Source organism: Acinetobacter sp. YH12254, from assembly GCF_013417415.1.
In the GTDB taxonomy this organism is placed as follows: domain Bacteria; phylum Pseudomonadota; class Gammaproteobacteria; order Pseudomonadales; family Moraxellaceae; genus Acinetobacter; species Acinetobacter pseudolwoffii.
Genome location: NZ_VPEB01000005.1, coordinates 111,731 through 132,005, shown reverse-complemented (window position 1 = coordinate 132,005; position 20,275 = coordinate 111,731). Strand labels below are relative to the sequence as shown.

14 protein-coding genes, 3 tRNA genes and 2 pseudogenes are annotated in these 20,275 nt (G+C 45.4%); 9 read left to right on the top strand and 10 right to left on the bottom strand.

The features are described 5' to 3' along the window. The first annotated feature begins 44 nt into the window (after window positions 1-44). From FTV29_RS05085 to FTV29_RS05065, 5 genes and pseudogenes are all read left to right on the top strand, one after another. Window positions 45-936, top strand: a pseudogene (locus tag FTV29_RS05085) (alpha/beta hydrolase). A gap of 131 nt (window positions 937-1,067) precedes the next feature. Next, window positions 1,068-1,143 (top strand) — tRNA-Glu (locus tag FTV29_RS05080). A 24-nt stretch (window positions 1,144-1,167) separates the two neighbouring features. After that, a tRNA-Glu gene (locus FTV29_RS05075) sits at window positions 1,168-1,243 on the top strand. A gap of 46 nt (window positions 1,244-1,289) precedes the next feature. Then, window positions 1,290-1,365: transfer RNA gene (locus FTV29_RS05070), tRNA-Glu, on the top strand. A gap of 293 nt (window positions 1,366-1,658) precedes the next feature. Beyond that, window positions 1,659-3,080 carry an iron-containing redox enzyme family protein gene (locus FTV29_RS05065; protein ID WP_179999424.1) on the top strand — a complete coding sequence of 474 codons (1,422 nt, stop codon included), beginning with the start codon at window positions 1,659-1,661 and terminating at the stop codon, window positions 3,078-3,080. A 63-nt stretch (window positions 3,081-3,143) separates the two neighbouring features. Here FTV29_RS05065 and FTV29_RS05060 read toward each other — a convergent pair whose 3' ends face one another. The 5 genes from FTV29_RS05060 to FTV29_RS05040 form a co-directional block, all read right to left on the bottom strand. Continuing rightward, window positions 3,144-4,388, bottom strand: a complete 1,245-nt coding sequence (locus FTV29_RS05060; protein WP_005171838.1) for an NADH:flavin oxidoreductase/NADH oxidase family protein — start codon at window positions 4,386-4,388, stop codon at window positions 3,144-3,146. Between the two features lie 129 nt (window positions 4,389-4,517). Next, entirely contained in the window at window positions 4,518-5,528 is a 1,011-nt protein-coding gene (locus tag FTV29_RS05055; protein ID WP_074383046.1) for an ABC transporter permease, read from the bottom strand. Next, on the bottom strand, window positions 5,528-6,574 hold the full coding sequence (locus FTV29_RS05050; protein WP_100328779.1) for an ABC transporter permease subunit: 1,047 nt from the start codon (window positions 6,572-6,574) through the stop codon (window positions 5,528-5,530). Before FTV29_RS05050 ends, FTV29_RS05055 begins: the two co-directional genes overlap by 1 nt. A gap of 24 nt (window positions 6,575-6,598) precedes the next feature. Further along, on the bottom strand, window positions 6,599-8,401 hold the full coding sequence (locus FTV29_RS05045) for an extracellular solute-binding protein (RefSeq protein ID WP_159138028.1): 1,803 nt from the start codon (window positions 8,399-8,401) through the stop codon (window positions 6,599-6,601). Window positions 8,402-8,441: 40 nt separating this feature from the next. Next, the gene (locus FTV29_RS05040; RefSeq protein ID WP_159138029.1) at window positions 8,442-11,675 is read right to left on the bottom strand and encodes a LysM peptidoglycan-binding domain-containing protein; all 3,234 of its coding nucleotides are present in this window, start codon (window positions 11,673-11,675) and stop codon (window positions 8,442-8,444) included. Between the two features lie 208 nt (window positions 11,676-11,883). On the opposite strand from FTV29_RS05040, the gene dnaQ reads away from it, so the two are divergent. The 3 genes from dnaQ to nudC all read left to right on the top strand — a co-directional run bounded on the left by dnaQ (window position 11,884) and on the right by nudC (window position 15,806). Further along, window positions 11,884-13,260 (top strand): DNA polymerase III subunit epsilon, encoded by a 1,377-nt coding sequence (gene dnaQ, locus FTV29_RS05035; protein ID WP_159138030.1) that lies wholly within the window; start codon window positions 11,884-11,886, stop codon window positions 13,258-13,260. A 126-nt stretch (window positions 13,261-13,386) separates the two neighbouring features. Continuing rightward, window positions 13,387-15,030, top strand: coding sequence for a hypothetical protein (locus FTV29_RS05030; protein ID WP_005096371.1), 1,644 nt, complete (start codon window positions 13,387-13,389; stop codon window positions 15,028-15,030). After that, on the top strand, window positions 15,030-15,806 hold the full coding sequence (nudC, locus tag FTV29_RS05025) for an NAD(+) diphosphatase (protein ID WP_159138031.1): 777 nt from the start codon (window positions 15,030-15,032) through the stop codon (window positions 15,804-15,806). The genes FTV29_RS05030 and nudC overlap by 1 nt, the downstream gene beginning before the upstream one ends. 103 nt (window positions 15,807-15,909) lie before the next feature. On the opposite strand, the gene FTV29_RS05020 is transcribed toward nudC, so the two are convergent. The 4 genes and pseudogenes from FTV29_RS05020 to FTV29_RS05005 all read right to left on the bottom strand — a co-directional run bounded on the left by FTV29_RS05020 (window position 15,910) and on the right by FTV29_RS05005 (window position 18,995). Beyond that, entirely contained in the window at window positions 15,910-16,797 is an 888-nt protein-coding gene (locus FTV29_RS05020) for an alpha/beta hydrolase (RefSeq protein ID WP_100328783.1), read from the bottom strand. Continuing rightward, window positions 16,787-17,473 carry a BON domain-containing protein gene (locus tag FTV29_RS05015; protein ID WP_005096366.1) on the bottom strand — a complete coding sequence of 229 codons (687 nt, stop codon included), beginning with the start codon at window positions 17,471-17,473 and terminating at the stop codon, window positions 16,787-16,789. Before FTV29_RS05015 ends, FTV29_RS05020 begins: the two co-directional genes overlap by 11 nt. Window positions 17,474-17,606: 133 nt before the next feature. Beyond that, complete coding sequence (locus tag FTV29_RS05010; RefSeq protein WP_005096365.1) at window positions 17,607-18,020, bottom strand: YraN family protein; 414 nt, start codon at window positions 18,018-18,020, stop codon at window positions 17,607-17,609. Between the two features lie 15 nt (window positions 18,021-18,035). Continuing rightward, window positions 18,036-18,995, bottom strand: a pseudogene (locus tag FTV29_RS05005) (penicillin-binding protein activator). Between the two features lie 10 nt (window positions 18,996-19,005). On the opposite strand from FTV29_RS05005, the gene rsmI reads away from it, so the two are divergent. After that, window positions 19,006-19,848, top strand: coding sequence for a 16S rRNA (cytidine(1402)-2'-O)-methyltransferase (rsmI, locus tag FTV29_RS05000; RefSeq protein ID WP_005096362.1), 843 nt, complete (start codon window positions 19,006-19,008; stop codon window positions 19,846-19,848). Between the two features lie 87 nt (window positions 19,849-19,935). Here the strand turns inward: rsmI and FTV29_RS04995 are convergent, their stop codons facing one another. Then, complete coding sequence (locus FTV29_RS04995; protein ID WP_005171865.1) at window positions 19,936-20,190, bottom strand: hypothetical protein; 255 nt, start codon at window positions 20,188-20,190, stop codon at window positions 19,936-19,938. Between the last annotated feature and the right edge of the window lie 85 nt (window positions 20,191-20,275).

The following is a 20,275-nucleotide window of genomic DNA, read 5'->3' as shown; positions in this document are numbered from 1 at the left end:
TTGTCTATACTAATTGTATATTGGGCAGCTTCAATGGTGCGTCGATGAAAATTGTATTTATTCACGGCATGAACAAGCAACAGTATACGGCGCCTTCATTACGCCAACATTGGCTGCATCTTCTCAAAAGAGGCCTCAGAAATAACCCGCAACAGCAAGCCCGTTTTAGCTATTTAAAACGGCATATCCGTATCCCTTTTTATGGTGATTTACTCTCTCGACATCATTTGCATAATCTACTTAATGCCGCAGCAATGGCCGCATTTCCCTTTTCTACATCCGGCACAGCGGCAAGCCGTACCACCAACCAATCAGTGCAAATATCAAGTTTGTGATGTGCCCCAGTTAAATCCAGATAAGACACTCAACTTTGATCAAAAGCTGAATTTTATTACAGCATTAAGCAAAGATATTGCCTTGCGGGATTTTGCGGTACTCATTAATTATTTCCCCAGTTTACACGCCAGTTTTTTGCATAAGTTCCTGCTGGAAACCTATCTTTATTTGGCCAATCCGACTTTTATGCAGGAAGTTCATCGGCGCATTCATCATCAACTGCATAGCAGCAAACCACAGATTCTGGTGGCACATTCGCTGGGCAGCGTGATCGCCTATAATTATTTGCTTCAACATCCAGAACTGAATATCCAGCGTTTTATTACCCTCGGATCACCACTGGCATTTCGTGTCATTCAGGCGCATCTTCCGCAACCAATGATAAGACCTGCTGCAATTTCAGGCGATTGGATAAATTTCTATTCACATGATGATTTTCTCACCGCATTTCCACTCTCAGCAGCTTCATTTAATTTTCAGCCTGCCATTATCAATCAGGAAATTCGTACCTTTGTACAACGTCCACATGATATTGCGGGCTATTTACAGCATCCCCAAGTGTTAGCTGCCATGCTGGAATTGCTTAAAAATTCAGCTTAATTTAAATCATTTTCCATTATTTCAACAATATTGTTTTAAATTTACGCACTCAATCCAGAAAATAAAAATTTTTATAGAAATGCGTTTGACACCCCCCTATTTTCACCCTATTATACGCCCACCTCTGAAACGTCCCTATCGTCTAGAGGCCTAGGACATCGCCCTTTCACGGCGGTAACCGGGGTTCGAATCCCCGTAGGGACGCCAATTTTCAGAAGTACATTTTATTAAGTCCCTATCGTCTAGAGGCCTAGGACATCGCCCTTTCACGGCGGTAACCGGGGTTCGAATCCCCGTAGGGACGCCATTACTTCAAGTTAAAAGTAAAGGTTTTAAAATTTATCTTCTGTACTGTCCCTATCGTCTAGAGGCCTAGGACATCGCCCTTTCACGGCGGTAACCGGGGTTCGAATCCCCGTAGGGACGCCATATTCGAGATGGCAACATCTCAACAAAAAAGCCCGGGCATTGCGACTTGGGCTTTTTTGCATTCTGAATATTTAAATATAATTTTTTACCACTCATTAAAATATGCTCTTCGTTACATAGGCTGCCATGTAATTCATATTTTACAATTTGCATTCTTTTAACATTTCTATTCATATAAATATCCGTTCATTTTCATTTAAAGCAATACACCAATAAATTAGAACAAAAATTCAACATCTAGACGTCAAGTCGCACGTTAAGGTAACTGAAGAGATATCTGCAAGGATCAGATTATGTTCGTCAGCACAGAGTTAAGTTTGCCTTTATCGCCAAATAATAATCATAATTATCAATTTAAAAGCTTTAAGGATTGGGTCGACTTTTTTCAAGATACTGAAATCTCGACGAATACCAAAACCGAACAAGCTGAATCTTATTTGAGTGATCTGATTAAAAAACTGAATATAGAAACACTTGAATGGCTGGATCAACCGGCACAAGTTGAACAGCATCTTTTAGAACAACATCATCAAATTTGTGCCAAGTTTCAGGCTTATCTGGGACGGCGTAAACAACATCAGGCCCGGGAGTATTTCCCAACGGTTTCACATGCTTTCGAATTTCTGTCCAAGGTTGCACCGGTTAAACTGGTCGATGGTTCTTGGTTATATTCCACCGTACATAACTGCAATCAACCCAAGCTGAAAGATTTGATCTATATCTATCTGGAAGAACTGGGTCTGGGACATCCACGTGCCAATCATGTCACCATGTATCAGCACCTGTTAAGTCACTATGAGCTGAACAGTTATGCCGAACAACTGGATGCCAGTTATTATGAGCAGGCCGCGGTACAGTTAGCACTGGCTTATGCGCCGGCCAAATACTTGCCTCTGGTGATTGGTTTTAATCTCGGCTATGAACAGTTGCCGCTGCATCTACTCATTACCAATTACGAATTGGCTGAACTCGGGATTGATCCCCATTATTTCAATGTGCATATTACGATTGATAATGCCCACAATGGCCATGCACAAAAATCCCTGCAAGCCTTTATCCAGCATTATGAGAATGCGGAAGATCCGGAGACTTATCTTGATTTGATCAAGCAAGGCTATCTGCTCAATGACATCGGTAAAAGTTCTTCCCAGATTGTGAAAGAGCTGGATATTGAGCGCATGGCCTTAAAAGTATTCCAGAACAAGGCACTGATTGGCCAATATATTCATAACCAGAAATGTCAGTTTAGTGGCAAAACCATCAATGACTGGTTATCAGATCCGGCGCAAATTTTCAAGTTCCTGAACGTGCTGATTGAGAAAGGCTGGATTATTAAAGATGCTCCTGTTGAACAGAGCCGTTTCTGGAAAATGATTGATCATCCTGAAGGTAAAATGTTTGGTGTGTTTAATGCGACTGAAAAACAGATCATTAAAGACTGGATTCAGGGGGCAACTTTAGCAACTCGGCTGTCTTCACGTAGCGCAGCGCCGTCTCAGGCGAAAGTTGAACCTGCTTTAAGCCGTATGGATCAACAACGTTTAAATCAGTTAAAAAATCGCTTTATGCGCTGTGAAGGTGCGGAACAGAAAATTGACTTGCTGATTCCCTATACTTCACCGCATATGCATCATACTGAAGTGGGTTTATGGGCCACTCGTCAACTGGGACAGTTATTATTTCCTTTCCAGACCCAGGCGATGCATTATTCTTAACTATGTGATGAATAAAAAACCGGGCATTCTAATTGCCCGGTTTTTTATGCTTAGATGATAAATTTAAGCCGATTTACGCGAATTCAACTGCCCTTTAATTACGGCTTTAACATTGCCTTTGAGGTAGTTCAAAAAGACTTTTAACGGTGACAGTTTTGGATTCGGCTGTTTGCCTTTGGCAATTTCCTTAAACTGCGCGGCATACCAGATAATTTCCATAATCGCCATTTTGTCAACCAGCGGAATACCGGTTTTAATTTTCTCAACCGCATAACGTACATCTTGCCCTGCAATCAAACGATCACCCAGATCCGGCTCTACCGCAAAAGGTCGGGCAATGCCGACAAAATCACATGCACCACTGTCGAGTGCAGCATTCATGCCGTCGACGGTTCTAAAGCCACCAGTCACCATGATATGGCAATTGACTTCCTGACGGATCTTTTCGGCAAAATCGAGGAAATAGGCTTCACGGGCAATGGTTGAAGCTTTGCGTTTGTCTTCTTTTACACCAGCCATGGCAGGCGCTTCATAGCTGCCACCAGACACTTCAATGATATCAATCCCGGCTGCATCCATCGCCTTAAAGACATAGATCACATCTTCTTCACTTATACCACCGCGCTGAAAGTCAGCAGAATTCAGTTTGACTGAAATAATGAAATTTTCTGAGCTTGCAGCACGGACAGCCTGATAGGTTTCCAACAGAAAACGGGTACGGTTTTCAATACTGCCACCCCATTGATCCTGACGCTTATTGGTCAGCGGTGACAGAAACTGGCTAATCAGATAACCATGCGCACCATGCAACTGGACGCCTTCAAAACCGGCCTTTTCACAAATTTGCGCTGAAGTGGCAAAACGCTGGATAATCTCCAGAATTTCAGTTTCAGTCAGCGCACGTGGTGTGCCGAAGCTGACGGCCAATGCCGGACTAAAAGGTACGGCCGACGGCGCAACTGTTTCTTTATTTAAGCCTTTGGGACACTGACGACCCGGATGTGATAACTGCACCAACTGTACCATACCCTGCTGCTTGCCCACTTCCGCCCAGACTTTAAGCTGCTCCAGATCACGCTCGGTTTCTACCACCACCACGCCCGGCTCATTTTTGGCACGAAAGTCCACCATGACATTGCCAGTAATGGCACAGCCCAGTCCACCTTTGGCCCAGGCTTCATACAACTTGAAATGTGCCTGATTGGGCTGGCCGGCATCATTGGCCAGCGCCTCACTCATAGCGCCTTTAATAATACGGTTTTTGAAATTGGTATGACGAATTTGAATGGAATCGGCCAATTGGGTCATGATCTGTCCTGATATTACTTTTATTTTGTATTCGTTTATAACGCAAGTCAGGATAATTGACAATTCAACTTGTCAAATTTACACAATTTTCATCTGCTTATTTTTACGATGATTAAAAAGTTTCGTGATTTATTGTCTTGGATCAAAAGCATCACGCACTGCTTCGCCAATATACATCAGCAAACTCAGCACAATGGCCAGACTAAAGAAAGCTGATAAAGCCAGCCACGGCGCATTTAAATTATTTTTGGCTTGCAGCAACAGCTCTCCTAAAGAGGCTGTTTCCGGTGGTAGCCCATAGCCTAAAAAATCCAGAGCCGTCAGTGCGGTAATATTGGCAGTCAGCATAAAGGGAAGTTGTGACAGACTTGAACCGATGACATTCGGCAATATATGCCTGAACATGATTCGCCCATCTCCTGCACCCATACTTCGTGCCGCCCAGACGTATTCCAGATTGCGTGCACGCAGAAATTCAGCCCGTACCATGCCCACCAGAGTGGTCCAGCCAAACAACAGCATGATCAGAAATAGCCAGTAAATATTGGGACTAAACAGACTGACCAGCACCATGACCATAAATAGCATCGGCAAACTGCTCCAGACTTCGAGCAGTCGTTGCCCGATCAGGTCGATCCAGCCGCCATAATAGCCCTGCACAGCCCCCAGCAAAACTCCAATCGCCGCCGACAATAAAGTCAGCGCAAAACCAAATAAGAGTGAAACCCTCAAGCCATACAGAATCCGCGCCAACACATCACGACCCTGATCATCTGTTCCGAGCCAGTTTTGTGCACTTGGTGGCGAAGGCACCGGAACAGCCAGTTCCAGATTCGGGCTTTGATATGAAAATGGAATAATTGGCCAGATCGCCCAGCCTTTTTCTGCAATCAACTGTTGAACGGCAGGATCTTTATACTCGGCTTCGGTTTCAAATACCCCACCAAAAACGGTTTCCGGATAAGATTTTAAGATAGGCAAATACACTGCATGATCATATTTCACCAGCAAGGGCTTATCATTGGCAATCAGTTCTGCGCCCAAGGACATGATAAAAATAAGGCCAAACATAATAAAACAGCCAAATCCCAGCTTGTGCTGCTTAAAGCGTTGCCAGCCTAATTGCATCAAGGACGACATTAGGAGGATCCCCGACGTGAACTGAAATGAATCCGTGGGTCGATCAGTTGATACAGCAAATCGCTTAATAATCGCAATATCAGACCAAGCAAAGTAAAGATAAACAGAGTACCGAAAATCACCGGATAGTCGCGCTGGATGATCGCCTCAAAACCCAAAACACCTAAACCATCGAGATTAAATATAATCTCAATAAACAGGTTGCCGACGAAAAACACCCCAATTAATACTTCTGGCAAACCTGCGATCAACACTAACATCGCATTTCGGAACACATGCCGATACAGCACTGCGTTTTCATTTAAACCTTTGGCCCGCGCAGCCAGAACATATTGCTTACTCAACTCTTCCACAAAGGAAAATTTCACCAGATAGGTCAAACTGGCAAATCCACCCAGCACCATGGCCAACAATGGCAATGCCATATGCCAGAAATAATCCTGAATTTTCCCGAAAAATGAGAGTTCGGCAAAATTTTCAGAGCTGAGTCCCTGTAAGGGAAACCATTGCAGAAAAGAGCCACCGGCAAAAAATACAATCAGTAAAATCGCAAAAATAAAGGCTGGAATGGCATAGCTCACCGCCAGCATTAAAGAGGTGATCTGATCAAAAACACTGCCATGTTTTCTGGCTTTGCCGATGCCTAAAGGGATAGACACCAGATAGATGATTAAGGTACTCCACAGACCTAAAGACAGCGATACCGGTAGTTTTTCCCAGATCAGATCAGTCACAGCCTTGTCTTTAAAAAAACTAGTGCCCAGATCAAACTGGGCATAGCGCCTTAACATGTCCCAAAAGCGGATATGGGCAGGCTGATCAAAACCATATTGAATATTGATCTGCTCGATCATCTCAGGGGTGAGGCCTTGCTGCCCCTGATACTGTAATCCGGTATGTGTCAAGCCATTGACCTGTTGTGCCTGATAAATCGCTTGTTCCACCGGCCCACCCGGTGCCAGCTGGATCACCATAAAGTTAATCAGCAAAATGATCAGCAAGGTTGGAATCATTAGCAACAGACGCTTGAGTATATAAGTGCTCATGGCACTCCCTGATAGGCTTGGAGCTTAATGCTGTTTGAAATAATTGGCCACACGTTGAGCCTTTGCCGCATCGACCCACCAGTAGTCAATGCCCGCGGAGAGCTTAGGTTTAAGCTTGGGCTGCTGATACATGTTCCAGTAAGCATACCAGTATTCACCCGTACCATAAGTCGGAATATGATAATAACCTGCCCGCAGCAAACGGTCTAAAGCTCGGGTACTGTCAATCACCTGCTCCCGGTTCTGCGCCTGAATTACTTGCTTAATCACCGCATCAATAGCAGGATTCTGAATACCGGCATAATTATAGTTACCGACCTGCTTGGCAGCCTGACTGCTCCAGAACTGTTTTTGTTCCTGCCCCGGTGTCAGGGACTGTGGCATGCTGTCGACAATCATATCAAACTGGTAATTTCGTAGCCGTTCATAATACTGCGCGGTTTCGACCATACGAATATTCGCCTGAATCCCCAAACGTTTTAAATGACGTAAATAAGGCATCAGATGACGCTGCTGTTCCACCTGATGCAGCAAAAATTCAATCTTGACCGCTTGACCGGAAGCATTGACCAACTGCCCCTGTTGATAACGATAACCGGCTTTTAACAGCAATTGACGGGCTTTTAATAAATTCTGCCGGTTAAACCCTGAGGCATCGGATTGAGGATATTGCCAGTCCTGAAGTACAGCCTGACGCTGAACCGGATGAAGCTTCTGCAAATGAGGCTTTAAAATTTGCAGCTCTTGGGCACTCGGCCGTCCACGAGAAGCCAGCTCGCTATTGGAAAAAAAGCTGTTCAGGCGTTGATATTCACCATAGAACATGGCTTTATTCAGCCATTCAAAATCGTAAGCAAAACTTAAGGCCTGACGGAAGCGAATATCGGCAAAGGGCTGACGCCGGGTATTAAAGACCAGACTCTGGGTCGGGACCGGATTTTGATGCCGAAAACGATAACGTTTGACTTGTCCTTGCCGAACCGCAGGAAATTGATAATCCCTGATCCAGCGATTGACCTGTTTTTCCTCATGCAAAGTAAACTGGCCCGATTTAAAGGCTTCGAACTTGATTTCCGGACTACGATAATAACGATACTGGATCCGGTCAAAATTATAACGACCGCGATTCACCAATAAATTTTTGCCCCAGTATTGAGGATTGCGCTGATACGAAATACTGCGGCCGGGATCTATGCGTTCAATCACATAGGGCCCTGAACCCAGAATCGGTTTCAGCGTCAGGTCTTTAAAATCACGCCCTTGCCATTGCCGTTTAGAATAAATGGGCATCTGCGCGACAATCATGGCCATTTCCGGATTATGCCCGGATTTAAAATGCATTTTGACTTGTAAAGCTGATAATACTTCCAGCTTGTTTAAATCTGCCAGATACATTTGCAGACCGAAATTAGACTGGGTCTGATAAAGCTCAAAGCTATATTTGACATCTTCCGCAGTTACGGGCTGACCATTGCTAAAGCGCGCTTTCGGATTTAAATGGAAAATGATAAAGGTGGTTTTCTTGGGGTCAAAACTGACTTTTTCCGCCAGCAAGGGATAATACACCCCGGGCTCATCCAGTGATTTCGACAGCAAACTGTCAAAAATATAGTTGATCCCTTCAGTGACATTGCCTTTGCCATTCATGCTATTTAAATTATCAAAGCTGCCATCGGCCGCCAAAATCAGTGCACCACCTTTGGGGGCTTGCGAATTGGCATAAGGTAAGGATTGCAGATGGCTATATTTCGGTGGGCTATGTAGCGCAATATAAGGTGTGGTGATCAGGGCTGCCCAACTGGTATTCATTACCAGCGGGACAACCATGCTTAAAACAAATAAACTAAAAAATCTCACGATGAATGAATTAGTTTGGCACTTTAATCACATCCCCAATACGTAATTGTGTATTCGGTTTGAGATCATTCATTTCCGCCAGTTGATTGCTGTTCATGCCGTAACGTGAGGCCAGACCGATCAAGGTATCGCCGCGTTTGACTTTATAATCAGTCACCAGTTTTGGAATCTGGATGGTTTGACTGACACGCAATCCGGCACGTGGACTGAGATTATTTAACTCGGCCAGTTCGGTGACCGTAATTCCTAAACGGCTGGCAATCGCATTCAGGGATTCGCCTGACTTGACGGTATAAGATTCAGTTGCTCTAGAAGACACAGGCTTAGCTGCCACTTTCACGTCTTCTGCTTTTTTATCCGTCGGAATATCACCCACAATTTTTAAACGCTGACCAATACGGACGTTGCCATTGGCATTCAGGCCATTTAAATCGGCCAGATACTTGACCTGAAGATGATACTGACGCGCAATAGAACTTAAAGTTTCCCCGGATTTCACCACATGCGAATCGGATTTCACATGTTTCGATACCGTTTCCGCCACAGACTCACGCACGGGTTCAGCTGCCTCACCCGTCAGCTTTAAACGCTGACCGACGCGCAGGCCGGCATGACGAGAAATAGCATTTAGACTCGCCACCTGATCCATCGACAGATTGTATTTTGCGGCAATGCCGGTCAAGGTATCGCCCGATTGAACTGTATAAGTTTCAGGCACCTGACTGCCGGCCGGAATCTTGATGGTCTGGCCTATACGTAAACCACTATTGGCAGCAAAACCATTTAAAGCTGCCAGCTCAGACACACTGAGCTTGCTTTGACTGGCAATGCTATACAGGGTTTCACCACGTTTGACCTGATAATTTTCAGTGGCTGTCTGATCAACTTTAACATTTTCAAATGTCTGTTCAGTCTTTTGGGTCGATGCGGTCAGTGCTTCAACTTCCTGAAGTGGCACATTGATTTTCTGTCCCACCATCAAACTGCTACCCGCAGTTAAACCTGAGGTGAATGACGCCAGTTCAGCATTTGACAGTCCATAACGATCGGCAATCAGTTTCAGATATTCACCGCGCTTGACGGTATAGGATTTGGTTTGAACTTTGGCAGCTTCAGCTTTTTTAGCATCTTCTACTTTGGCTTTAGCTGCAGCCGTTTCTTTCAGCGACAGCTTCTGACCGACAAATAAACCACTGTTGGTACTTAAACCATTAAAATCAGCCAGCTGTTTGAGACTTAAACCAAACTGGCTTGCCACACTGGTTAGAGAATCATTGGCCTGAACCACATAAGATTCCGGCTTTTCTTTGGCTTTGGTTTGTTCCTGCACCGGCTTGGCATCATACAAATAAATCGTGGTGCCTACATATAGCGTAGAATTTGGATCGATCTGGTTCCATTTCGCCACATCACGCCAGTTCACCCCATTTTTTGCTGCAATCAGTGCCAGATTATCCCCCGGTAAAACCTTATAGGTACTACGCTTGCCCTTAGGCGCGACCACCACCACTTCAGAATCAGTCTTGACGTAATTTTTACCCTGGTTCAACTGGGCTTCGACCGAAGTCGCTGTGGTATTGTCAGCAACTTCTTTCGGATAAGAGAAGCCTTTGGTAAGTTCCTTGCCTTGCTGCTCAGCCACAGACAGGCTGGTTTGAATAGCCGTCAGCTTGATTTTACCATCATAAGGATCGACAATTTCTGTGCCTGCCGGCGCCAATGCTTTCAGCTCTTCAACTACCTGAGCCTGCTCTGCCGGTGTTGCAACAGGCTGCAGAACGTCATCCACAGTTTTGTTAGTTTCCTGCGCGGTGACGACCTGCTGAACTTGCTGACGCTCGGCTGCAGAAATCGGTGGTTCGACCTGAATCTGTTTCGCTGGCGCTGCCGGTGTCACTGCGACCGGAATACGTGGCGCACTTGGAATCGGCAAATCACTTTGGGCAGCAAAACTGGCCAAGGCAGATGAGCCTCTAGGCGTTGAAATCTTTTTCGTGGTCTGTGCCACTGTATTTGCCGTTGTCACCACAGGTGCAGTCGTTGCAGGCCGAGTACTGGCAAGAACGGGTGGAGTCTGTTTTGCCGGTGTAATCGTTTTCGCATTTAATACGGGAGGCGCAGCTTTGGTCGGCACCACTGGGGTGGTGTTTTTCGGCAGATTGCTGGCACTACTCGCAGATAATCCGCCGGAACCAGATAGTTTTTTCAGCTTTTCATCAACTGAAGGACTGAGGTCAGCAGGAATCAAAATACGACGCGGACTGGTAGGGTCAATATGATCACCACGATGCCCCGGGTTCAATTGATACAGCTCCGCACGGCTCAAACCGGTGATGGCTGCAATTTCATTTAAATTGGCCACGCCTACAGGCACTTCACGGAAATGCGGACGGTTGGCAATTGGTGGCAGGCTCACCCCATACTGACCTGGAGTTTTAATAATTTGTGCAACTGCCAGGAAACGTGGCACATAGCTCATGGTTTCTTGTGGCAATTTGAGTGACCAATAGTCGGTCGGCAGACCTGCTGCTTTATTGCGGTTAATCGCCTGCTGAATACGTCCCGGGCCGGCATTATAAGACGCCAGCGCCAGCTCCCAAGAACCAAACTGGTTATATAAACTGCCTAAAAACTCATAGGCTGCACGAGTCGATTCCACCACATCACGACGACCGTCGTATAAAGGGGTCTGTTTTAAACCATAAATACGGCCTGTGCTTGGAATAAACTGCCATAAACCTGCCGCTGCCGCACTACTGGTCGCTGCCGGGTCATAGGAACTTTCAATAATCGGTAATAGCGCCAGCTCGGTCGGCATACCACGGCGTTCTGCTTCTTTTACCGTGTAATATAAATAACGTGAGGCACGCGCACTTAAACGGTCCAGATAAGGCTGACGTGAAATAAACCAGCCGCGCTGCGCATCAATCCGCGGATTCCACACACTTAAATCCATCTTGAAGCCCACAGTCATGCGCTTCCAGACATCACCATGTTTCAGAACCAGTAAACGGTCGCCTTCGACTGCACGCATATCGGTTGCAGAAAGCAGATCTTCCAGTCCATCCAGACCGCTTGCATCCAGATATTGCGATCCAACTTGCTTGCTTGCTGCTGTTTGGGATGTACTTTGCGTAGATGAACAGCCCGTCAATCCCAGAGAAGCAAGTGCAGTTCCCAGTACAGAAAATTTTAAAAATGTTGGTAATGTCGGCTGCCACAAGATTGCGGTTGGTTTATACATAAAGAAATCCAAACAACTCGTATATAAATTTATTTTTTAGATCTGCCATTGTAGTGAAGCATGTTGCAGACACAAGGCAATAATTTACCGTGATTTCACGTTAAATGTTACAAGAAATTAAAAAATCCGGGACATAGAGATTGATCGACTGCATTTGCGCTATACAATAAGCCTTCCAGCGTGTTCTCTTTTGATCGGATTTTAATTTATGTCACACACTATCACACTTTATGTTGATGGCGCTTGTCGCGGCAACCCGGGTTTAGGCGGTTGGGGTGCGTACATTATTAACGGCCAGCAAGAACACAAAATCTGTGGCGGTGAAGACCATACCACCAATAACCGCATGGAATTGACAGCTGCCATCGAAGGCATTCTATTCTGTGACAAACAGGATAAGCTGGTGATCTATACCGATTCCAATTATGTCAAACAAGGCATTACCGAATGGATTCACGGCTGGAAAAAGAAAAACTGGAAAGACGTCAAAAACCCTGACCTGTGGCAAAAACTGGATGCAGTCTGTCAGGGACGAGAGATTGAATGGCACTGGATCAAGGGTCACGCCGGGCATGCCGGCAATGAAATGGCCGATCAGCTGGCCAATCAGGGCGCCGATGAAACCCTGAAAAAATCCAAGCAAAGCCCTTCAATATCTGAAGATAAAAAAAAATCTGAACCCGACTGGCTGCTAGATGATCCTTTTGGTCTGGATCTGGCCGAGAGCGAAGAAGAGCTGGACGATATGCAGGAAGAAGAAATCATTGAATTGAATGAAGTTGCCGACACCGAGCAAAGTGATCCAGCGCTTCAAGAGGTGGATGCAACCGTTGCCAATAGTTCGCAACTACATCCCCAGATTGTGATTACCCCCGCAACCTTACAATTGCATGGCCCGCGACAATTGATTCTGGATACCGAAACCACCGGTTTTTATTATCAGGATGGTGACCGGATTATTGAAGTTGGCGCGCTGGAAATGATCAACCGCAAACTGACCGGCAGCTCGATTCATATCTATATCAATCCGAAAACACCGGTCGGCGACTCGGTCAATGTCCACGGCATTACCGATGAGTTCCTGCAAGACAAACCGTTATTTGAGGAAATCTCTCAAGTATTGTTTGACTATTTGCACGGTGCCGAAATTATCGCGCATAACGCCAGCTTCGATATGAACTTCCTGGATATGGAATTCAAACGGGCAAGTTTTAAAGCCCTGTCCGAAGTTTGTGAAGTAACCGATACCCTGGCAATGGCCAAGTCCAAGCATCCGGGGCAGAAAAACTCGCTGGATGCCTTAGTGCGCCGCTACGAGATTCCAAAGCGTGACCGTACGTTCCACGGTGCCTTGCTCGATGCGGAAATCCTGTCTGATGTTTATCTGGCGATGACCGGTGGACAGGTATCTTTTGATATCGATGCTTTGTCTCATTCTGACGATCAGAACAACCGTTCAGGCATGGCCAGAGTTGAAATTGAACTGCCGGTGATTCTCCCCTCAGAACAAGAATTGCAGGAACATGAGAAATGGATCAAACAATTCGAAGAAAAACATGGAACTGCTTGCCTTTTCTCGAAATAAAATCTACATTTCCGAGCATGCTTTAGGTTAAAAACTACAGTTCTTCAGTTATAGTAAATACAAAGAGGTTCCGCAGCTTTAAGCGGGGCTCATATATAGATAATACTTCAGGAAAGGTGCAGATCCATGTCTTACCAAACCTCTATACATTTTGATCCAACAGCCTTACTGATAATAAAAAATGAGGTTGATAACTCGATCAAGTTAGTCGAATCAGCAGTAAGCACCTTGGTAGAAGATCAGACTTTACCTTTTGGCATTGATGATGCATTAAATCAGTTCGAACAATGTGCCCAAGTTCTGGCACTCATCGACATGTCCAGCCTGGCAAAAGTCGCTCATTATTCAGCAGAACTGATGCGCAAGATTATGGGGAACCCGGCACAGGTCAATACGCAGGACGTCATTGCCTTGAGTGAAGGCACCACCATGCTGAAACGCTATATCGAATTTATCTGCCTGCGTGAAGTAAAAATTCCACAGTTCCTGCTCGACACCCTGAACCGTCTGGAAATTGCGCTGGGTAAACCGCTCACCAGTGAAGGTCAGCATATTGAATCCCTGCTCGATCTGATCACGCCTGACTTTCAGTTACCACAAGCACCCGGTCTGGAAAAATCCAAATATGTTCAGCGCCTGTACAAGCTGTCCCTGAACAAGCTGCTTAAGCAGGAAGAAAGTGAACTGGATCTGCAGGCGATTAAACTGGTGGGGGCTTATCTGGCTGGGCTCGCTCAATCGCACACCAGCAAACAGTACTGGAATCTGGTTTTCGTTGCATTCAGCAATATTGATCACTTGCTGATTAATGAGCCACGTCTGCGCACTCTGGTGAGTATCGAGCGCAACATGGCACAATATTTTGGCTCGCCGGACAGCTTCAAGGCTTCACTTGCAGACCTGGCCAATGTCCTGAGTCTGTGTATTAGCCAGGAAGATGATACTGCACAACATATCCGCAGTCAGCTCAATATTGGTGAAGACCTGCTGACCGATATGCAGTTACAGGTCTTTAGTCGCCACCTGTATGGTCCAGACTTTGAAACCATGCATACCATTAGCGAACTGGTGACCACAGAAATGGCGCAGATTCGTAATGACATCGAGTTTAACTATCAGAACATGAGTCCTGAAAAAACTCAGGAATTGCAGGCACAGCTCAATAATCTGGCCAACATCTTCAAGGTATTGAACCTGAATGAAGCCTATCATGACCTGAACCGTCAAGCTACTTCACTGAGCCAGACTGAAATCCTGAAAGATCCGGGTTTTGCCCAGCAGTTGATGAATGTGATTCTGTCTGCCATGAACTCGATTGGGGTACTGGAACGTCATCACACCTCGAGCCGTTTGCAGCTGCGCGTCAACAACATGAATATTTCTCTGGACCGCCTGGATGAAGCACATGCGGCTTTACTCACTGAAACCAAGGCCCTGATCGAGCTTTCCAGCCAGATTCTGAGCAACTATCTGCAAGATCAGGACTTGGCTGCACTCGAACCTGTGCCAGTACAATTCTGTGAAATTGGCGGGGCGATGCTGTTCCTGAATGCAGAACATGTTCGTACTGCATTCACCACCACTGCAGCATTCATCAAGAACCGTATTGATCTATCAATGGCATTAACGCCGGAAGAGATTCATCGTGCTCTGGATACGCTGGCGAGTGCTGACATGATGATTGATAACTTAAAGAACAAACAGCCTGTTTTACAGGCTATGTTTAAGGTAGCATTGGACAGTAGTGAAAAACTCAAAATAGTTGCCTAATGTCCAAATTATCACTTGCTTATATTTTTCAGCAGCAGCAACTGCTGGTCGATCAACATTTTCAGCTTCCACAGGTTGAAGCCCTCGCAAGTGATTTGTTACTCCACACGGGTGATCAAGTGATTGCCCGTGACCTGCTTCCCGATGAGCCGATTCCTACAGGCTTGCAACTGGTACCCATCCGCCAGTTATTACAGTTCTGGAATACCCAGCAATTCGAACAGGCCAGCCGTGCGGTACAGCTTTTAGAATGGCGCCGGAATCACAAATTTTGTAGTCATTGCGGTACGGCCACCGAAGCACATCCGCTTGAACATGCGATGCTCTGTCCATCCTGCAATTATCGTCAGTATCCACGGGTTCAGCCTTGTGTCATTACCGTCATTACCAAAAACGAAGACGAAATTTTGCTGGCCAAAAACGCGCGCAACACCAAAAGCCAGATGTATGGCCTGATTGCCGGTTTTGTTGAGGTAGGCGAAACGCTGGAAGAGGCAGTACGTCGTGAAACGCTGGAAGAAGTCGGTTTAGAACTCAAGAATATCCAGTATCTGGCCAGCCAGCCCTGGCCGTTTCCAAGCAATCTGATGATTGCCTTCAAGGCTGAATATGCCGCGGGTGAAATCGAATTACAGCAAGAAGAAATTAGCGATGCGCGATTCTTTAAATTCGATCAGCTGCCTGAAATTCCGTTCAAGGGCAGTATTGCCCATGCCATGATTATGCATGTGACTCAAGGTACGGCTGTCGCAGACGATACCAAGACCTGGCTCTAGCTCTTATTGAGCTCAAGTTTGGCTGAACCAATAAAAAAAGAATCCAAGGGAGATAATCTCCTGGATTCTTTTTTATGCCTTACTACTGGGTTAAATCCCGCTATCAGTCTCGAGATCTAAATGCATCCTCGAGTGCCCAAAGCACCTGCGCTTTGGTCTGGAAATAGCGACTGAACAAACTAGATAATGAACCTACGATTGTAATATGGCCAAGTTTCGGAATATGAATCAAATGGCTATGATTGCCCTTTTCTCGCAATACCCGATCTAGATCCTGACTATTAAAATGGCCAACGATGTTGTCCTTTTCGGCAATAAACAGATAATGTCGGGTTGGGCTATTTTTAACAAAATAATAAGGCATGACCTGCTGATATGGCACCGTCTGATCAAAAGCATCAGCACAAATCGGATCATTTTTATAATCAAAATGATAAGGCCCCGCCAGACCAATAATCGCACGGATTAGACTGTGGTCAATGCTGGCAGATTGCGGATGATACAGTGCAGACATGACATTGAATGCCCCAGCCGAATGTCCCATCAAAACCAGGTTTTCAGCACAGATATCTAACCGGCCGGCAGACTGCTGCAAGTGGTTCAATAATAAATGCAGATCATGAATATAGGCTGGGAAAATATGTTGTGGTGCCAGATGATAATTCATCACCACCACATCATAGCCTTCTTTGGCAAAGGCCTCACCAATGAACTGATAATCCTTTTTATCCCCATGCAACCACGCGCCGCCATGTACAAAAACAATCAGGGGGCGATGGGGCAAAGGCTGCTGGCTACGGAACAGATCAAAGCGTTGCCGTGATTTTAGACCATAAGCCAGCTGAGTTTCGATCGTGTAACCCTGTTTAGGCGTTAAACGATTCAACGCATAACTGCCAAAATCATAGAGTCTAAATGCTTTATAGCGTTGCTGGACTTCCAGAATCTGATTCGACAATTGGTTTTTAAAATGACCGACCTTATGGAGCATCGGTTGGTTCAACCGTATCAGGATCTATCGCAACCGGCGTCTGTTCGATACCGGGCTGTGCATAAGCAGGTGCTGCAAAGTTCTGACTGCTCAGATTTGAAGACTGTTCAACATTATCAATCAGGGTCACAATTTTGGTGACATTGCCCACTTGCTGCAATACCTGATTCAGGTCAGCAATTTCTGCGCTGTTCAAACGTCCCATCACATACAGCACGCCATCTTCAGTATGCACATGTACTTTACTGTCCGCAACCACAGTGGCTTTCATGATCAGGCCACGGGTATTAGCTGTGACCGCAGTATCCTGCATGATGGTGCTATAGCTGATCTGGTTGCCTACAGTAATAAAATTATGTACCGCTTTGACATCGCTCATGGATTTGACATTGTCTTCTGCCAGCTGCTTGAGATGTGCATCGGGCACCTGACCGGTCAGCAAGACATTGCCATGAAAACTTTCAATATTGACCCGGGCCTGTTTGAAGCGCGAATCTAGTTTATAAAGATTAATTTTTGCAGTACGGACAATCGAGGAATCAATAAACACCTGCCCCAAGGTACGCGCCCCACTCTCAGTTCCTACAGGAGCCGTACCTGTGCCGCTAGAAATAAAACTGGCACAACCTGATAAACTTGCGACACACAGCATTGTTATTGCAATACGCTTAACCACTCAGCAAGACTCCTTCATTTTATTACGTCTTTTTCAATCTAATAATCTGTCTTTAAGCTCAGATCATGGCAACTCTGCTTGAACTTTACAATGATCTTGAGGCAAATATAAGCATCTTTAGACCTTATTTTATTCACAGATTAATAAACTCTTGATCAAAAGTAAAAGCATTTTCAATCCATTCCAGATCATAAGGGTATTGCGAAAAGTCATGCTGTAGGGTTTTTGCAAATTGCTGTTTAAAATCAAAACAAATCACGTCAAAACGATAGTAATAGTGTGCAAATTGTGGATTTTTCTGAATAAAGCACATTGCCGTCTTGAGCATCTTGCCCTGTTTTGCTTTCGACACCGACTCGATCGCTTGCGCATATCCGGTGTGTGCACGAGCTTTGACTTCAACAAAGATCAGCTCCTGTTCACGTACCAGAATCAGATCCAGTTCACCATAACGGCTGTGATAATTGGCTGTAAGCAATTGAAATCCCTGCTGCTGCATCAGTTGGGCGGCTTGCTGTTCTGCCCATGTACCTAATTGCTGTCGCATTATTCTCTTTCCCTGTTAGAGCAGCTTTACACCTGTGCCACTGTACTGAAAACATTGCGGAGTACGCTGGACACCGTGTTCAGTGATCTGAATCCGGCCGGTTCTGCCCTGAAATTCAATCGTTTGCAGCCGCGGCTGAGATAAATACTGCTGGGTGATGTGCCAGGCATCGCCGCCAAAAGCAATCAGGCGCTGATAAGACAGATTAACCGGTTCCTTGGCATAAGCTTGCAGCACATCCGGCCAATCCGCTAAGTAAAGCACTGGAACATCACAAAACTTGATCCCTTGTGGCAGCTTGTGCTGTTCGCTCATGGCATTGGCTACGGTATACATCCGTGAACGATTTAATTCAGGCATGACAGCCATCCATTCTGCATTGCCCAGAAACAATAATCCCTACTTGGGCATTAAAAATCGTGGTGGTTTATCTACGATTTTAAATTTCAGATCACTCTGGCTCAGCAAGGACATCAACAACAGTTCATGCTCCGCTTCACTGCCCGGCTGGCGTAAAATCAGCAGTTGCCGAATCCCGTCTTTGAATAAAAGTGCTTTTAAGGCAGCGGCATCATCTTTCTTGGATAGACTGAACTGCCAGACATTGGGAGAGACATCAGCCACTTCATTCAGGCTGAGGGTACGTACTTTGGGTTTGCTGTTCAGCAGTTGTTCCACGTCGCTACGTGCCAATGGCCCCACCACCATTCTGGTCTTTTTATTGACATGCTGTTTAAGTAGCTGGGAGATATTTTTCTGATTGGCATTGACCCATTTCAGCGGAATCTTGTGTCCTGAAGCGGTATAGGCACTGAGAAAACCCTGTTTGATACTCGATGCAGCTCGCGCCAAAGGCCCGGATTCGGGTAGAATGATCAACACTTCTGCTTGAACGCTGCTGATGCAGCTGACTAAACACAAGCCTAATATTTTATTTTTCATCTTCCATTTTTTATTATTCAATTTATTCCACATGGAGAAACCTATGAGTGCTCAGTTATTTGTTGTTGCGACTCCAATCGGGCACTTAGATGATATTAGTTATCGTGCAATTCAGGTGTTGAAGTCGGTGAGTCTGATTGCTGCTGAGGATACACGAACTTCGGCACAGTTGCTTAAACACTTTAATATTCAAACACCTTTGACTGCATGTCATGAACATAATGAAAGCAACAAAATTGAGCAGCTGATCCAGCGTCTGCTCAATGGCGAAGATATGGCCCTGATCAGTGATGCTGGCACGCCCCTGATTAGCGATCCTGGTTTTAAATTTGTTCGGGCTGCTCAAGCGCATAATATCCGTGTTATTCCTGTGCCCGGTGCTTGTGCTGCGATTGCGGCCTTAAGTGCGGTCGGCTTGCCGAGTGACCGTTTCAGTTTTGAAGGCTTTCTGCCATCCAGACAAAGTCAGCGCCTGCTGAATCTGGAAAAACTCAAAGATGAAACCCAGACCTTAATTTTCTATGAAGCACCGCACCGGATTCTGGAATGCGTTAAAGATATGGCGAGCATATTTGGAGCAGACCGTCCTGTTGGCTTCGCGCGTGAAATTACCAAGACTTTTGAAACCATCAAGAAAATGACTTTAGGTGAACTGGTCGAATTCATTGCTAATGATCATAATCAGCAAAAAGGTGAAATTGTTCTGGTGATTGGCGGAGCAACCGAAGAAAAAGATCTGGATCAGGAAAAGCTGGATAAATTATTGAATCGCTTATTACAGGATCTGTCAGTCAAAGCAGCTTCACAACTGGCAGCAGATTTAACCGGTATCAAAAAGAAAGTGGCTTATCAACGTGCTTTAGAACTGACATCAGCCAACGATTAATATTCTAGCTATCTATCACTTTTATTTTTGCAAAAAAACACCACAACTGATGTGGTGTTTTTTTATAAATCCAAGTCAAGGAATGACTTATTCTTTAGCTACTGACTCATCTGCCGGTACTTCAACGATACGGCCGCCACTTGCGAGAAAAGCCGCAATTTCGTCTTCAAGTGCCTGACGCTTCTTTAACTTTGCAGTCACGGTCAAAGTTTCAGCTTCTGCAAGATCGTTATCATTGACGACCTCTGTACTCTCTGTTGCGCCTTTTTCAGCTGCTTTTGCTTCATCATCGTCAACGATTGAATCTTCAACGTCGTCATCATAATCATTCATGTCTGTCATTTGCATCTCCCCCAAAATGAGCGCTCGCTTTGTATTTAAAGCCAGGTGTCGAATTAAGTGAAATTTAGCAATCTATGTGGCATTC

Coding starts and splice junctions, on each gene's coding strand:
- FTV29_RS05060 (WP_005171838.1), bottom strand. CDS start 4,388: ATGACCCAATTGGCCGATTCCATTCAAATTCGTCATACCAATTTCAAA.
- dnaQ (WP_159138030.1), top strand. CDS start 11,884: ATGTCACACACTATCACACTTTATGTTGATGGCGCTTGTCGCGGCAAC.
- FTV29_RS05010 (WP_005096365.1), bottom strand. CDS start 18,020: ATGCGACAGCAATTAGGTACATGGGCAGAACAGCAAGCCGCCCAACTG.
- nudC (WP_159138031.1), top strand. CDS start 15,030: ATGTCCAAATTATCACTTGCTTATATTTTTCAGCAGCAGCAACTGCTG.
- FTV29_RS04995 (WP_005171865.1), bottom strand. CDS start 20,190: ATGACAGACATGAATGATTATGATGACGACGTTGAAGATTCAATCGTT.
- FTV29_RS05020 (WP_100328783.1), bottom strand. CDS start 16,797: ATGCTCCATAAGGTCGGTCATTTTAAAAACCAATTGTCGAATCAGATT.
- FTV29_RS05040 (WP_159138029.1), bottom strand. CDS start 11,675: ATGTATAAACCAACCGCAATCTTGTGGCAGCCGACATTACCAACATTT.
- FTV29_RS05050 (WP_100328779.1), bottom strand. CDS start 6,574: ATGAGCACTTATATACTCAAGCGTCTGTTGCTAATGATTCCAACCTTG.
- FTV29_RS05065 (WP_179999424.1), top strand. CDS start 1,659: ATGTTCGTCAGCACAGAGTTAAGTTTGCCTTTATCGCCAAATAATAAT.
- rsmI (WP_005096362.1), top strand. CDS start 19,006: ATGAGTGCTCAGTTATTTGTTGTTGCGACTCCAATCGGGCACTTAGAT.
- FTV29_RS05030 (WP_005096371.1), top strand. CDS start 13,387: ATGTCTTACCAAACCTCTATACATTTTGATCCAACAGCCTTACTGATA.
- FTV29_RS05045 (WP_159138028.1), bottom strand. CDS start 8,401: ATGGTTGTCCCGCTGGTAATGAATACCAGTTGGGCAGCCCTGATCACC.
- FTV29_RS05055 (WP_074383046.1), bottom strand. CDS start 5,528: ATGTCGTCCTTGATGCAATTAGGCTGGCAACGCTTTAAGCAGCACAAG.